This is a genomic window from Streptomyces roseirectus, assembly GCF_014489635.1.
Classification (GTDB): Bacteria; Actinomycetota; Actinomycetes; order Streptomycetales; family Streptomycetaceae; genus Streptomyces; species Streptomyces roseirectus.
The window spans coordinates 5,139,095-5,153,850 of sequence record NZ_CP060828.1; the positions used below are offsets into that span (position 1 = coordinate 5,139,095).

General features: G+C 69.3%; 11 protein-coding genes and 1 tRNA gene. 7 read left to right on the forward strand and 5 right to left on the reverse strand.

The window, feature by feature from the left end:
- Positions 1 to 35: 35 nt before the first annotated feature.
- On the reverse strand, positions 36 to 542 hold the full coding sequence (locus IAG44_RS21730) for a hypothetical protein (protein ID WP_187748744.1): 507 nt from the start codon (positions 540 to 542) through the stop codon (positions 36 to 38).
- Positions 543 to 659: 117 nt separating this feature from the next.
- On the opposite strand from IAG44_RS21730, the gene IAG44_RS21735 reads away from it, so the two are divergent.
- The 5 genes from IAG44_RS21735 (at position 660) to purM (ending at position 6,524) form a co-directional block, all read left to right on the forward strand.
- The gene (locus IAG44_RS21735) at positions 660 to 1,811 is read left to right on the forward strand and encodes an alpha/beta hydrolase family protein (RefSeq protein ID WP_187748745.1); all 1,152 of its coding nucleotides are present in this window, start codon (positions 660 to 662) and stop codon (positions 1,809 to 1,811) included.
- Positions 1,812 to 1,912: 101 nt separating this feature from the next.
- Complete coding sequence (locus IAG44_RS21740) at positions 1,913 to 2,875, forward strand: hypothetical protein (protein WP_187748746.1); 963 nt, start codon at positions 1,913 to 1,915, stop codon at positions 2,873 to 2,875.
- A 52-nt stretch (positions 2,876 to 2,927) separates the two neighbouring features.
- On the forward strand, positions 2,928 to 3,716 hold the full coding sequence (locus IAG44_RS21745; protein ID WP_187748747.1) for a maleylpyruvate isomerase family mycothiol-dependent enzyme: 789 nt from the start codon (positions 2,928 to 2,930) through the stop codon (positions 3,714 to 3,716).
- Positions 3,717 to 3,881: 165 nt separating this feature from the next.
- The gene (gene purF / locus IAG44_RS21750; protein WP_187748748.1) at positions 3,882 to 5,411 is read left to right on the forward strand and encodes an amidophosphoribosyltransferase; all 1,530 of its coding nucleotides are present in this window, start codon (positions 3,882 to 3,884) and stop codon (positions 5,409 to 5,411) included.
- 30 nt (positions 5,412 to 5,441) lie between these two features.
- Positions 5,442 to 6,524, forward strand: a complete 1,083-nt coding sequence (gene purM / locus IAG44_RS21755; protein WP_187748749.1) for a phosphoribosylformylglycinamidine cyclo-ligase — start codon at positions 5,442 to 5,444, stop codon at positions 6,522 to 6,524.
- Between the two features lie 84 nt (positions 6,525 to 6,608).
- Here purM and IAG44_RS21760 read toward each other — a convergent pair whose 3' ends face one another.
- Positions 6,609 to 6,872, reverse strand: a complete 264-nt coding sequence (locus tag IAG44_RS21760) for a DUF3073 domain-containing protein (RefSeq protein ID WP_187748750.1) — start codon at positions 6,870 to 6,872, stop codon at positions 6,609 to 6,611.
- A gap of 293 nt (positions 6,873 to 7,165) precedes the next feature.
- Positions 7,166 to 8,257 carry a Leu/Phe/Val dehydrogenase gene (locus IAG44_RS21765; RefSeq protein WP_187748751.1) on the reverse strand — a complete coding sequence of 364 codons (1,092 nt, stop codon included), beginning with the start codon at positions 8,255 to 8,257 and terminating at the stop codon, positions 7,166 to 7,168.
- A gap of 219 nt (positions 8,258 to 8,476) precedes the next feature.
- Here IAG44_RS21765 and IAG44_RS21770 point away from each other — a divergent pair, with 219 nt between their 5' ends.
- A complete protein-coding gene (locus IAG44_RS21770; RefSeq protein ID WP_187748752.1) occupies positions 8,477 to 9,319 on the forward strand; it encodes a DUF8083 family protein in 843 nt (280 codons plus the stop codon).
- A 547-nt stretch (positions 9,320 to 9,866) separates the two neighbouring features.
- Positions 9,867 to 10,073, forward strand: coding sequence for a developmental transcriptional regulator BldC (bldC, locus tag IAG44_RS21775; RefSeq protein ID WP_003949541.1), 207 nt, complete (start codon positions 9,867 to 9,869; stop codon positions 10,071 to 10,073).
- A 443-nt stretch (positions 10,074 to 10,516) separates the two neighbouring features.
- Here bldC and IAG44_RS21780 read toward each other — a convergent pair.
- Together IAG44_RS21780 and hrpA are read right to left on the reverse strand one after the other, a co-directional pair.
- Positions 10,517 to 10,591: transfer RNA gene (locus IAG44_RS21780), tRNA-Asp, on the reverse strand.
- Between the two features lie 98 nt (positions 10,592 to 10,689).
- A complete protein-coding gene (gene hrpA, locus IAG44_RS21785; protein ID WP_187748753.1) occupies positions 10,690 to 14,667 on the reverse strand; it encodes an ATP-dependent RNA helicase HrpA in 3,978 nt (1,325 codons plus the stop codon).
- Positions 14,668 to 14,756 lie beyond the last annotated feature (89 nt).

Consider the following 14,756-nt stretch of genomic DNA (forward strand, 5'->3'; position numbering starts at 1 on the left):
CCCGTCCGGCTCACCGGGCGGGACCTCGTCGTACGTCAGGCCCGCCGCACCCCGGCCGCGTGCGCCCAGCCGCGCAGGTCCGCGCAGGTCGGGCCGGGCGTCGACACGCGACCCGTGAGCGTGAGCAGGGTGTGCGCCAAGTACCGTCTCAGCACGGGGACATGGGGATAACGGACGTACACGCACAGCCGCAACGCCAGCGCGGCGGTCTCCTCGGCCTCGTCCATGAACGCGGACGGCATCCCGATCAGGAACGCGTAGTCGGCCCTGTCGGTGACCACCTCCAGGACCGCCTTCAGCGGAACGGCGTCGAGCGTCGCGACGGACAGTGAACTCCCCTCCGCCACAGCGTCCTTGACCGCCGAGTGGAACACGATCCCGGCGAACACCCCGAACACGTACTCCCCCCGCTCCACCCCCATCTTCTGGAACGTCTCCGCCCGGCTGTCCCGCCGCCACGCCTCCACATCCATCAACGGCAACAGACACCGACCCAGCCACACGCACTCGCCCCACACCCGCTTCTCCTCTTCCCCACCCATCAACTCCGCTCCTTCCAGGGGCAATTGTCAGGTCTCCGCACCCCTACGGAAAACCCCACCTCCACGCCACCGGCCACCCCCATTCCTCCCCCGCCCAACTCGCCCTAACGTCCCCCCATGCCAAGAACCACGCCCCTCCTCCTACGTGCCGTCCTGTTCCTTCTGGCCCTGTCCGCAACGGTGTTGACCGCACCCACCGCTTCGGCCGCCACCGTTCAGCTCGAACTGCCGCGCCCCACAGGCCAGTTCGCGGTGGGCCGGGACACGCTGCACCTGGTCGACGCCAGCCGGCCGGACCCCTGGGTGCCGGAGGCGGGCGCGCGGGAGTTGTTGGTGTCGCTCTCCTACCCGGCCCGTCCCGGCACCGGCGACCCGGCCGCCTACATGACCACGGCAGAGGCCGAACGGCTCCTGAAGAACCAGGGCTACGACACCGTCGTCCCCGCCGAGACGGTCAGCGCCACCCGCACCAACGCCCGCACCTCCGCCCGCCCGGCACCCGGCCGCTTCCCCCTCGTCCTGCTCTCCCCCGGCTTCACCCTCCCCCGCACGACCCTCACCCTCCTCTCCGAGGAGATCGCGAGCCGCGGATACGTCGTCGCAGCGGTCGACCACGCCTACGAGTCCGTGGCCACCACCTTCCCCGGCGGACGCCTCCTGCCGTGCGTGGCCTGCGAGAAGTACAAGGAGACGGGGCTGGCGAAGGTCACCGAGATCCGCGCACGCGACTTCTCTTTCGTGACGGACGAATTGACGGGGGACCACAGCCGACACGCCACTCCCTCTCCTTACGCCGCGATGATCGACCCCCGGCGCATCGGCGTCGCAGGCCACTCCGTCGGCGGCGCGAGCGCGGTCCCCGCCATGGCTGGTGACCCCCGCTTCCGCGCCGGCGCGAACCTGGACGGCGGTTTCTTCACCGACGTACCCGCCGCCGGCCTCGGCGCCCGCCCCTTCCTGATGCTCGGCACCCGGTCCACCCACAGCCCCGGGAACGCGACCTGGGACCTCGCCTGGCAGCGCCTCGACGGCTGGAAGCGCTGGCTGACCGTCACCGACGCCGGCCACTTCACCTTCACCGACCTCCCCGTCCTCGCCGGCCAACTCGGCATCACCGACCCCGACGCCCCTCTCCCCGGCGCCCGCTCCGGCGAGATCACCCGCGCCTACCTCGCCGCCTTCTTCGACCTCCACCTCCGCCACCTCCCCCAGCCCCTCCTGTCCGGCCCCACCCCCACACACCCAGAAGTGACCTTTCAGCACACCTGACCCTCACTCGAACGAGTGATCATCACCCACATGGCGGACATTGCCCGGACAGACGGTCCTACGATCATGGCGTTCACATTGAGTAACCGCTTAGGGACGCCATGGTGAGTTCACCGCACGAGGCAATGCACCGGATCATCCAGCAGGACCCCGGTGTCTTCGTCCGCGTGGCCAGGGCGAACGGGATTCCGTTCGCCGACATCGTCACCAGCAAGGAGATGCCGACCGACCTCACGGAGAACCATCCGCTGGAGCGGCGGGTGGACAGCCTGCTGCGCATCTACACCTCCGACAGCGAGAGCTACCTCCTCGCGGTGGAGGCCCAGCGCAAGAAGGACGAGGACAAGGCGGCCAGCTGGGCCTACTACCTCAGCTACCTCTACTCCAAGTACAGGATCCCGCCGGTCCTGGTGGTCGTCTGCGAGGACCGCGCCACTGCCGAGTGGGCCGCCGGGCCGTTCGACATCGGCCCGGAGGAATGGAGCGCGCTCACTCTGCGGCCCATCGTCCTGGGCCCGGACAACGTCCCGGTCTTCACGACCCCGGAGCAGGCGGCCCGCGACATCCCGATGACCGTCCTGTCCGCGATCCTGCACCACCGCGACCCGGAGATCCGGGCCATACTGAAAGCACTGGTGCTGGCTCTCCGGGACCTTCAGGATCGCGACGAGTCCGCAGCAGAACACTTCGTCGAACTCACCGCTCAGGGCCTGGGCAAGGGCCCGTACGCCGACCTCTGGAGGGAACTCGTGGCCATCGACACCTCATTCTTCGTCTCCCCCCTGTCGGAGGGCATCCGTGAGGAGGGCCGCATCGAGGGCCGGGAAGAGGGCCGGGAAGAGGGCCGGGAAGAGGGCCGGGAAGAGGGCCGTGCGGAAGCCACCGCGGAAGCCATCCTGCACCTCCTCACCCGCCGAGGCATCGCCCTCCCCACCCCCGCCCGCGACCGCATCACCTCCTGCACCGACCTCCCCACCCTCGACCGCTGGTTCGACCGAGCCATCACGGCCACCACGGCAGACGACGTCTTCGCCGGAGACGCCGGAGATCCCGGGGACTCCTGAACCCGCGCCCACCACCCCTGCCCCCTGAGGCGAGGGGCATAGGCTCCCGCCCATGCCTCCCGCCCAGAAACGCCCCCGCACGTACGACCCCGCCAGAACCCGCGCGGCGATCCTCGCGCAGCTGGCGCACCTGGACACGGCCGTGAGGAGCCTCACGGCTGAGCAGTTGGGCCGCCCGACGAGGCTCGGCGGATGGACGGTGAGGGAGCTGATCGCGCACATCGGGATGGCGGTCACGGCGGTGGACAGGGCCCTGTCGCTCCCGGAGCCGCAGGAGCGCACGGCGACGCTGCTGGACTGGCCGTTCGCGACGGCGTCGAACGCGGGGGCGATCGACGAGTTCACGAGGAAGCTGGCGGACGAGGCCCCGGCGGACCTCGCGGCGACGGCGAGGACGTTCGCCGCGCGGCTCGACGCCCACCCCGGCACCCGCCTGGTCCAAACGAACGCGGGCGCGATGCCGCTGGCCGAGTACGTGGTCACACGCACGGTGGAGCTGATCGTCCACACGGACGACCTCAACGACGCGCTCCCGGACAAAGCCGTCCCCTACGACCGGCAGGCCCTCGCCGCGGCCACCCGCCTCCTGACCGACGCCCTGGCGAAGAAGGCCCCCGGCGGCTCCACGGAGGTCCGCGTCCCCCCGTACGCGGTCGTGCAGTGCGTCGAGGGCCCGAAGCACACGCGAGGCACCCCGCCGAACGTCGTGGAGACCGACCCGCTGACCTGGATCAGGCTCGCGACAGGCCGTCTGAGCTGGGCGGACGCGCTCGACGGGGCCAAGCTGAGCGCCAGCGGGGAACGCGCTGACCTGACCCCCTACCTGCCGGTGATGTCGTAGGCCAGAGGGCCCCGAATGATGTGCGACACCTCACTCACCGGTACGGCAAACCGCACCGACCGAGCCGGAAAGAACCCCGCTGACCAGCGGAAACACAAACTCCGGAGACTACTGACCGGTATCCCCAATTCGGACCAGTGGTCGACCTCGCCTACACTCGGAGCCGTGCCACGTGGTGACGGTCGACTCAGTCATGATCTGCTCCCCGGTGAGAAGGGCCCCCAGGACGCCTGCGGCGTCTTCGGAGTCTGGGCTCCCGGCGAAGAGGTCGCCAAACTCACTTACTTCGGGCTGTACGCCCTCCAGCATCGGGGCCAGGAATCCGCGGGAATCGCGGTCAGCAACGGCTCCCAGATCCTCGTCTTCAAGGACATGGGGCTCGTCTCCCAGGTCTTCGACGAGACCTCCCTCGGCTCGCTCCAGGGTCATATCGCGGTCGGTCACGCCCGCTACTCGACCACCGGAGCCTCCACCTGGGAGAACGCCCAGCCGACGTTCCGTGCCACCGCGCACGGCTCGATCGCGCTCGGCCACAACGGCAACCTGGTCAACACCGCGCAGCTCGCGGAGATGGTCGCGGACCTGCCCAAGCAGGAGGGCGGCCGTACGCCCCGCGTCGCGGCCACCAACGACACCGACCTGCTGACGGCCCTGCTCGCCGCCCAGACGGACGACGAGGGCACCCCCCTGACCATCGAGGAGGCCGCCCACGCGGTGCTCCCGAAGGTCCGCGGCGCCTTCAGCCTCGTCTTCATGGACCAGCACACCCTCTACGCCGCCCGCGACCCGCAGGGCATCCGCCCGCTGGTCCTGGGCCGGCTGGAGCGCGGCTGGGTCGTCGCCTCGGAGACCGCGGCCCTCGACATCACGGGCGCCAGCTTCGTCCGCGAGATCGAGCCCGGCGAGTTCATCGCCATCGACGAGAACGGCCTGCGCACCTCCCGATTCGCGGACGCGAAGCCCAAGGGCTGTGTCTTCGAGTACGTCTACCTCGCCCGCCCCGACACCGACATCGCCGGGCGGAACGTCTACGCCTCCCGCGTCCAGATGGGCCGCATGCTGGCGAAGGAGGCCCCCGTCGAGGCCGACCTCGTCATAGCGACCCCGGAGTCCGGCACCCCCGCCGCGATCGGCTACGCCGAGGCGTCCGGCATCCCCTTCGGCAACGGCCTCGTCAAGAACGCCTACGTCGGCCGGACCTTCATCCAGCCCTCGCAGACCATCCGGCAGCTCGGCATCCGCCTGAAGCTGAACCCTCTCAAGGACGTCATCAAGGGCAAGCGCCTGGTCGTCGTCGACGACTCGATCGTCCGCGGCAACACCCAGCGCGCCCTGGTCCGCATGCTCCGCGAGGCGGGCGCCGCCGAGGTGCACATCCGGATCTCCTCGCCGCCGGTCAAGTGGCCCTGCTTCTTCGGCATCGACTTCGCGACCCGCGCCGAACTCATCGCCAACGGCATGACCGTCGACGAGATCGGCACCTCGCTCGGCGCCGACTCCCTGGCGTACATCTCCATCGACGGCATGATCGAGGCGACCACCATCGCCAAGCCGAACCTCTGCCGCGCCTGCTTCGACGGCGAGTACCCGATGGAGCTGCCGGACCCCGAGCTGCTGGGCAAGCAGCTCCTGGAGACCGAGCTGGCGGCCGGCACGGCGGCCCCGGCGGCGGTCGACGCGATCCGTCGCCCGTAAGCCTCCGCAGGACGAAACGAAAGTCACACCATGTCTGAGACCCCCGTTGTTTCCGAGGGCGGTGCCAGCTACGCCGCGGCCGGCGTCGACATCGAGGCGGGCGACCGCGCCGTAGAACTGATGAAGGAGTGGGTGAAGAAGACCCAGCGCCCCGAGGTCCTGGGCGGCCTCGGCGGCTTCGCCGGCCTCTTCGACGCCTCCGCCCTCAAGGGCTACGACCGCCCGCTGCTCGCCTCCGCCACGGACGGCGTCGGCACCAAGGTCGACATCGCCCGCCGCCTCGGCGTCTACGACACGATCGGCCACGACCTGGTCGCCATGGTCATGGACGACATCGTGGTCTGCGGCGCCGAGCCCCTGTTCATGACCGACTACATCTGCGTCGGCAAGGTCCACCCCGAGCGGGTCGCCGCGATCGTCAAGGGCATCGCCGAGGGCTGCGTCCTCGCCGGTTGCGCCCTGGTCGGCGGCGAGACGGCGGAGCACCCCGGCCTGCTCGGCCCGGACGACTTCGACGTCGCCGGCGCGGGCACCGGCGTCGTCGAGGCCGACCGCCTGCTCGGCGCCGACCGGATCCGCGAGGGCGACACGGTCATCGCGATGGCCGCGTCCGGCCTGCACTCCAACGGCTACTCGCTGGTCCGCCACGTCCTTCTGGACCGGGCGAAGCTCGACCTGGACGCGGAGATCGCGGAGCTGGGCCGCACGCTGGGCGCGGAACTCCTGGAGCCGACCAAGATCTACTCCCTGGACTGCCTCGCCCTCACGCGGACGACGGACGTCCACGCCTACTCCCACGTGACCGGCGGCGGCCTCGCGGCGAACCTGGCCCGTGTGATCCCGGACACCCTGCACGCCGTGGTCGACCGCTCGACCTGGACGCCGGGTCCGATCTTCGACCTCGTCGGCACGACCGGTCAGGTCGAACGCCTCGAACTGGAGAAGACCCTGAACATGGGCGTCGGCATGATCGCCATCGTCCCCCAGGACTCCACTGACGTGGCCCTGACGACCTTGGCGGACCGCGGGGTGGAGTCGTGGGTCGCGGGCGAGATCACGGCCCGTGGAGACCGCACGACGGGCGCCGAGCTGGTGGGCGACTACGCGAGCTGAGCCCCCTGCGGAGGGCAGCACAAAACCCGGTCCGATGATCCCTCGGACCGGGTCGGGTGCGGCCAAACCGCCGGAAGCTAACGCTTACGCGCCACGACGGTGTTGGTGTTGGGACGAGGGCGACTCGTCGTCGTCCTCGTCGTCCCCGTACAGCTCGGCGTACCGTGCGTACGGGTCATCCTGCCCATCGTCATCGTCGTCATCCTCGAACGGCTCAGCGTTCGGCGGAATATTCGATGGCGATGCGCCCAGCTCTTCGGCCAGGCGTGAGAGATCCGTCCCGCCGCTGTTGTACTTCAGCTGGCGGGCGACCTTCGCTTGCTTGGCCTTGGCCCGGCCGCGCCCCATGGCTCGACCCCCTCAACGACGGGGCTCGACGGCCCCAGAGTCTTGACACGCGTTCATGATCCAGAACGGACTCTCCGTGGAGAGGCCGTCCGTAGGGCTCCCACGGTACCTGAGCCCGCACCCATACGGTACGTCGCCCGTGGCGAGCGCGTGCGCCCGGCCTCGGTGAGACATGCCGTCATGGCTGGTCAGTGGCGATTTTAACCACTTATTGGCGGGCGACCCGCCGGGAAGAGTGAGAGTTCTCTCCAACTTTCCTCCCGGCGGTACCGCGACCTTGCTCCGGGGACCTGCTACCAACCCCGCGCGAGAGCCCCCTCGTGCATCCGCTGCTCGGCGATCCGGTCGGCCGCGGCGGCCGGCGGAATCCCGTCCGTCTTCGCACGTGCGAATATTGCCAGCGTCGTGTCGTAGATGCCGGCCGCCTTCGCCTTGCACCGGTCGAAATCGAACCCGTGCAGCTCGTCGGCGACCTGGATGACCCCGCCCGCGTTCACGACGTAGTCCGGCGCGTAGAGGATCCCCCGGTCCGCGAGGTCCTTCTCGACGCCGGGGTGGGCGAGCTGGTTGTTGGCGGCGCCGCAGACGACGGACGCGGTGAGCACCGGCACGGTCGTGTCGTCCAGCGCCCCGCCGAGCGCGCACGGCGCGTACACGTCGAGCCCGTCGACGCGGATCAGCGCGTCGGTGTCGGCGACGGCCCGCACCCCGGGGTGCAGATCGAGCACCCGGCGCACGGCGTCCTCGCGGACATCGGTGACGACGACCTCGGCGCCCTCGGCGAGCAGATGGCCGACGAGGTGGTGGCCGACCTTCCCGACCCCGGCGATGCCGACCCGCCGCCCGGCCAGGGAGGGGCCGCCCCACAGGTGCTGGGCGGAGGCCCGCATGCCCTGATAGACCCCGTACGCGGTGAGGATCGAGGAGTCGCCCGCGCCGCCGTTCTCGGGCGAACGCCCGGTCGTCCAGCGGCACTCGCGCGCGACGACGTCCATGTCCGCGACGTACGTGCCGACATCGCACGCGGTGACGTACCGGCCGCCGAGCGAGGCCACGAACCGGCCGTAGGCCAGCAGCAGTTCCTCGGTCTTGTCGCGCAGCGGGTCCCCGATGATCACGGCCTTGCCGCCGCCGTGGTCGAGCCCGGCCATGGCGTTCTTGTACGACATCCCGCGCGCCAGGTTCAGCGCGTCGGCGACGGCCTCCTCCTCGGAGGCGTACGGGTAGAACCGGGTCCCGCCGAGCGCGGGGCCCAGCGCGGTCGAGTGCAGTGCGATGACGGCCTTGAGGCCGCTCTTGCGGTCCTGGCAGAGCACGACTTGCTCATGACCACCCTGATCGGAGTGGAACAGGGTGCGCAGGACGCCGTCGGATACGTCGGTCACGGTGGTGACTCCCAAGTAACTAGCGGCGGTTGGGGCTGAGACCCCGTACAGGTGGCGGGGCCTGTGGCATGAGCGTAGGGCCTTTTCGGACAGCGGAGGGGGTGTGTGGGGGATCACCCGCGGGAGGTGTACGCACGTGCGACGATTTGCACGGCTTTCGGGTTCATTCGTGACCGGTCCGGCAGGTTTTCCGATCGGCGGGCTGGGGAGGGAGCAGGCGTGCCCAAGGTGTCCTCGGTGACCGTCCCGTACGCGGCCTACTTGCGCGTGTACGAGCCCCTGGCCGCTTTCCCGGAGCCCGAGCGGGAGCACTGGACGCGCTACGCCCGCCGTCCGCACCGCCCGTCGTACCAGGACGAGCTGCGCCGCTCGCTCGCCGACCTGCTGCCCACGCCGCCGGTCGCGGTGCCGGTGCACGAGAGCACCGACGCGTTCGTGATCGAGGCGAACGGCGTGCTGTGCGTGTGCCCTTGGCGGACCCGGCTGCGCGGCTGGCAGGCGCTCGGCGACCTGGAGGGCGAACTGCCCCGCCCGCTGGTGGACGCGGTCCTGCCGGAGCTGGTGCGCAGCCAGGCGGCCCAGGACTACGACCGCTGGCGCCGCCGCAACCCCGACGCCCGCCCCTGGATCCGCACGGCGACCTGGCAGGTCCCGCTGAACTGGTTCGTGCTGGTCTCCGACGACGAGCGGCGCTGGGACAAGGGCACCGCCGACGAGCCCCCCACGCTGCGCTACCGCACCCCGATGGTCCAGGCGAGACGCCGGGTCGCGCGGGGCCTGAAGGCCCTCAGGGACGCGATCGACGAGGGCCCGCTGATCGACGGCCTGACGGACGTCGGACGCTGGCTGGAGGAGTTCCACCCGCGTTCGCTCGTCGAACTCGACTACGGCGGGCTCGTGCACACCCTGCCCGCCGGCGACCTGGAGGTCGACCACTCGGCGGCCGACGTCGCCGAGGGCATCGACGCGCTGCGGCGCGGGGACGGCGAGGCGGCGGGGGAGGCGTACGGGCGGCTCGTGGAGCGCTGGCGGGCCGTGCGCGACCGGCGCTCCGCGAACTGACCGGTCGGTCACGGGGATGTTGCAGGTAACTGATCCGTCATCAACTGTGACGCACGTCACGGCTCGAACGTTGTCGAACAGCGTACGGTCTGCCGTACTTCGTCCTGAGGTTCGGAAACTGATGGGACGTTGGTCCCGATCCGGGCTTTCGTGTCAAGCGTGACAGACCGCACGTAACTGGCCCTTGCGTCCCTCGCCGCTCCTCGTGCCAAAATAGGACAAGGAGCCCGGGGGAGGCTCTGTCTCAGCATTACATGCTTTGGGGGGTCTTGTGACTCCTGATCATCGCTGTGACTGATCGTCACAGTGGTGTGACTGTCCGCTATGGCATGGTCCATCGGCTTCCGCGGCTGATGACTACCTGGGAGGGCAATTCCATCGGTTTGGCCGACGCGGCTGGACAGATGGTGTAGTTGTAGTGCCGAGGACAAGCCGTTCGTCCTATAACCGACTCGACTCGCGTCCGCCCATTTCGGGCAACGCGGGTCAAGGTGCAGAATTTAGAGGAAAGAACCGAGAAGGTTCGGTTCTCCCGAGGAGGCCGCTCATGACCGCTCGCACCCCTGATGCTGAGCCGCTGCTGACCCCGGCTGAGGTCGCCACCATGTTCCGCGTCGACCCCAAGACGGTCACGCGGTGGGCGAAGGCCGGGAAGCTCACGTCCATCCGTACGCTCGGCGGACACCGCCGTTACCGCGAGGCCGAGGTTCGCGCACTGCTTGCGGGCATTCCGCAGCAGCGCAGCGAAGCCTGACGCCCACTGACCGGGCATCCCGGCGGTCCCCCCACCGGTCGTGATGTCCACTGCTCCACCGCATCACCGCTTTATCGCAACACCGCTTCACCGCACCACAGCTCCACACGACGCGGGCCCTGCCCCAACAGGCCCCTGACCCACACCGGGTGTGTCGTCGATCGCGCTGGACTCCGCCGGGTCCAGCGCGATCTTTTTTTGTGCGTCGGGACATGCTCGGGCATGGGTGCAATTGCACATATTAAATTGACCCTTTGTAGGAGGCGGGTAAGACCCCTCATCCTTCGAACAAACCTCGTGACACCCATCACACCCCCACACCCTTGCCCCCAACCCCCGCTTCCCCTATAGGAGTTCACCCCTGCTGTATGTCTACCCGCCTGCCCGCTCGCGGACACGCGAAAGAGGCCCGCGCCCAGTGGGCGCGAGCCTCTTCAACTATGCGGTCCTGACGGGATTTGAACCCGCGGCCTCCACCTTGACAGGGTGGCGAGCACTCCAAACTGCTCCACAGGACCAGGCTTTGCGGCTGGGGATTCGTGCTTTCCCCTGGCTGCGAAGAGGACTCTACAGGAGGTGAGTGGTCAGGTCGAACTCACCCTCTGTGAGCGCCTGATCACGGTACTTCCGCGTCGATCGCCTTCACGATCCGCTTGTCCGAGACGGGGTACGCGGTGCCCAGCGCGTGCGCGAAGTAGCTCACCCGCAGCTCCTCGATCATCCACCGGATGTCGAGCACCGACGACGGCACCGGACGCCCCTTCGGCAACTGCTCCAGCAGCCAGGCGTACTCGTCCTGCATCTCGTGGACCTTCTCCATGCGGGTGGTGTCCCGCTGGACGTTGGCCGGCATCTGCTGGAGCCGCCGGTCGACCGCGACCAGGTACCGCATCAGGTCCGGCAGCCGCCGAAGCCCCGCCCGCGTCACGAAACCGGGCCGTACGAGCCCGTCCAGCTGCGTCCTGACGTCCCGTAGGTTCGCGAGCAGCGCGGGGCTGCTGACGGCCTTCAGGCGCCGTTCGGCGGCCTGCCAGGCGGCGAGCACCTGCTGCACCGCCCCGACGGTCCGCACGGTCGTGTCGACGATCTCCGCGCGCACCTTGTCGTACAGCTTCCGGTACGACGACTCGTCCCACGCCGGGCCCCCGAAGTCACCGATCAGCTTGTCGGCGGCGGCCATCGCGCAGTCGTCGAACAGTGCCTGGATCGAACCGTGCGGATTCGCCGACAGCGCGAGCTTCTGCGCGTTGGTCAGCTTCTCGGAAGCGAACTTTGCGGGGTTGACCGGAATGTTGCGCAGGATCAGCCGCCGCGTGCCCTTCCACATCGCCTGCTGCTGCTCGGCCTCCGTGTCGAAGAGCCGGACGGAGACGGTGTCCCCGTCGTCCACCAGCGCCGGGTACGCCTTCACGGGCTGGCCGGCCCGCCGGGTCTCGAAGACGCGGCTCAGCGAGCCGATCGTCCAGTCCGTCAGGCCCTTGCGCTCCAGGGACTCGCCGCCCTCGCGCTCGGCGGTGACCGCGGCGGCCTTGGACAGCGCCTGGCGCGCCTTCGGCTTCAGCTGGAGACGCAGCGCCTCCAGGTCCTTGTCCTCGGCGAGCTTGCGGCGCCGCTCGTCCACGATCCGGAACGTGATCCGCAGATGCTCCGGGACGCGGGCCCAGTCGAAGTCGTCCGCCTCGAAGGGGACGCCGACCATGCGCTTCAACTCCCGCGCCATGGCGGTCGTCAGGGGCTCCTGGACGGGAACCGTGCTGTCCAGGAAGCGCTTCGCGAAGTTCGGGGCCGGGACGTAGTTGCGGCGGATCGGCTTCGGGAGGGAGCGGATCAGCTCCGTCACCAACTCCTCGCGCAGGCCCGGGATCTGCCAGTCGAAGCCGTCGTCCGTGACCTGGTTGAGGACCTGGAGCGGGATGTGGACGGTCACGCCGTCCGCGTCCGCGCCGGGCTCGAACTGGTACGTCACACGGAACTTGAGCTGACCCTGGCGCCAGCTGTCGGGATAGTCCGCCTTGGTGACCGCCTCCGCCGACTCCCGAATGAGCATCGCGCGCTCGAAGTCCAGGAACTCCGGCTGCTCGTGCCGCTTGTGCTTCCACCACGAGTCGAAGTGGGCGCCGGACACGACGTGTTCGGGCACCCGCTGGTCGTAGAAGTCGAAGAGGGTGTCGTCGTCGACGACGATGTCCCGGCGCCGGGCGCGGTGTTCTAGTTCTTCGACCTCGCTCAACAGCTTCCTGTTGTCCGCGAAGAACTTGTGGTGCGTGCGCCAGTCGCCCTCGACGAGCGCGTTGCGGATGAACAGCTCGCGGCTGACCTCGGCGTCGATCCGCCCGTAGTTGACCTTGCGCTGCGCGACGAGCGGGACGCCGTACAGCGTCACCTTCTCGTACGCCATCACCGCCGCGAGGTCCTTCTCCCAGTGCGGTTCGGAGTAGGTCCGCTTCAGCAGGTGCTCGGCGAGGGGTTCGACCCACTCGGGCTCGATGCGGGCGTTGACGCGGGCCCACAGGCGGGAGGTCTCCACCAGCTCCGCCGACATCACGAACCGCGGGGGCTTCTTGAAGAGCGCCGAGCCCGGGAAGATCGCGAACTTGGCGCCGCGGGCGCCCAGATACTCGTTCCGGCCGCCCTCCTTGCGCGGGTTGCCGGCGGCGTCCTTGGTCTCCTTCACGTCCTTCATGCCGACGTGGGAGAGGAGACCGGCGAGGAGGGAGACGTGGATGCGGTCGCCGTCCGCGTCCTGCTCGTTGAGGTGGATGCCCATCTGCTTGGCGACCGTGCGCAGTTGGGTGTAGATGTCCTGCCACTCGCGGATGCGCAGGAAGTTCAGGTACTCCTGCTTGCACATCCGGCGGAACGACGACGAGCCGCGCTCGCGCTGCTGCTCCCGCACGTACCGCCACAGGTTCAGGAACGCCAGGAAGTCGCTGGTCTCGTCCTTGAAACGGGCGTGCTGCTGGTCCGCCTGCGCCTGCTTGTCCGACGGGCGCTCGCGCGGGTCCTGGATGGACAGCGCGGCGGCTATCACCATGACCTCGCGGGCGCAGCCGTTCTTGTCGGCCTCCAGGACCATGCGGGCGAGCCTCGGGTCCACCGGGAGCTGGGCCAGCTTGCGGCCGGTCTCCGTGAGCCGCTTGCGCGGGTCCTTCTGCGCCGGGTCCAGGGCGTTCAGCTCCTGGAGCAGCTGGACGCCGTCGCGGATGTTGCGGTGGTCCGGCGGGTCGATGAACGGGAACTTCTCGATGTCGCCGAGGCCGGCCGCCGTCATCTGGAGGATGACCGAGGCGAGGTTCGTGCGCAGGATCTCCGCGTCCGTGAACTCCGGGCGGGTCAGGAAGTCGTCCTCGGAGTACAGGCGGATGCAGACGCCGTCGCTGGTACGGCCGCAGCGGCCCTTGCGCTGGTTCGCGCTCGCCTGGCTGACCGGCTCGATCGGCAGGCGCTGCACCTTCGTGCGGTGGCTGTAGCGGCTGATGCGGGCGAAGCCCGGGTCGATCACGTACTTGATGCCGGGGACCGTGAGGGAGGTCTCCGCGACGTTCGTCGCCAGAACGATCCTGCGGCCCGTGTGGGGCTGGAAGACGCGGTGCTGTTCGGCGTGCGAGAGGCGGGCGTACAGGGGGAGTACTTCCGTGAACCGGTACTTCTTCTTCTCCAGCGCGTCCGCCGTGTCCCGGATCTCCCGCTCGCCGGACAGGAAGACCAGGATGTCGCCGGGGCCCTCGCCCTGAAGTTCCTCTACGGCGTCGCAGATCGCGGTGATCTGGTCGCGGTCGGCGTCCTCGGAGTCGTCCTCCAGGAGCGGGCGGTAGCGGACCTCCACCGGGTACGTCCGGCCGCTCACCTCGATGATCGGGGCGTCGCCGAAGTGGCGGGAGAAGCGTTCCGGGTCGATCGTCGCGGAGGTGATGACGACCTTGAGGTCGGGGCGCTTGGGGAGGAGCTGGGCGAGGTAGCCGAGCAGGAAGTCGATGTTCAGCGACCGCTCGTGCGCCTCGTCGATGATGATCGTGTCGTAGGCGCGCAGCTCGCGGTCCGTCTGGATCTCCGCGAGGAGGATGCCGTCCGTCATCAGCTTGACGAACGTCGCGTCCGGGTCGACCTGGTCGGTGAACCGGACCTTCCAGCCGACGGCCTCGCCGAGGGGGGTGCGCAGCTCCTCGGCGACGCGTTCGGCGACCGTGCGGGCGGCGATCCGGCGGGGCTGGGTGTGGCCGATCATGCCCTTGACGCCGCGGCCCAGCTCAAGACAGATCTTCGGGATCTGCGTCGTCTTCCCGGACCCCGTCTCGCCGGCCACGATGACGACCTGGTGGTCGCGGATGGCCGCCGCGATGTCGTCCTTCTTCTGGCTGACCGGAAGCTGCTCGGGATAGGAGACGGCCGGCACTCTTCCGGTCCGCTGGGCCATCCGTTCGGCGCACTTCTCCACCTCCGCCCCGATCTCGGCGAGCACCGCGGTCCGGGCTTCCGGCTTCCGAATCTTCCGCGCACCCTCAAGCCTGCGGCCGAGCCGGTGCGCATCGCGCAACGAGAGCTCGGTGAGGCGGGAAGCGAGGTTCCCGAGGGCGGGGGCAGGCTGCGTAGACATACGCCACCCAGGATCTCATCCTCCCGAAATCCCTGGCGAACCCTTTTGCCCCCGACCCTTCCGCCCTCGCTCCTTCTGCCCCGCCCGGC

Coding starts and splice junctions, on each gene's coding strand:
- IAG44_RS21730 (WP_187748744.1), bottom strand. CDS start 542: ATGGGTGGGGAAGAGGAGAAGCGGGTGTGGGGCGAGTGCGTGTGGCTG.
- IAG44_RS21735 (WP_187748745.1), top strand. CDS start 660: ATGCCAAGAACCACGCCCCTCCTCCTACGTGCCGTCCTGTTCCTTCTG.
- IAG44_RS21740 (WP_187748746.1), top strand. CDS start 1,913: ATGGTGAGTTCACCGCACGAGGCAATGCACCGGATCATCCAGCAGGAC.
- IAG44_RS21745 (WP_187748747.1), top strand. CDS start 2,928: ATGCCTCCCGCCCAGAAACGCCCCCGCACGTACGACCCCGCCAGAACC.
- purM (WP_187748749.1), top strand. CDS start 5,442: ATGTCTGAGACCCCCGTTGTTTCCGAGGGCGGTGCCAGCTACGCCGCG.
- IAG44_RS21760 (WP_187748750.1), bottom strand. CDS start 6,872: ATGGGGCGCGGCCGGGCCAAGGCCAAGCAAGCGAAGGTCGCCCGCCAG.
- bldC (WP_003949541.1), top strand. CDS start 9,867: ATGACCGCTCGCACCCCTGATGCTGAGCCGCTGCTGACCCCGGCTGAG.
- hrpA (WP_187748753.1), bottom strand. CDS start 14,667: ATGTCTACGCAGCCTGCCCCCGCCCTCGGGAACCTCGCTTCCCGCCTC.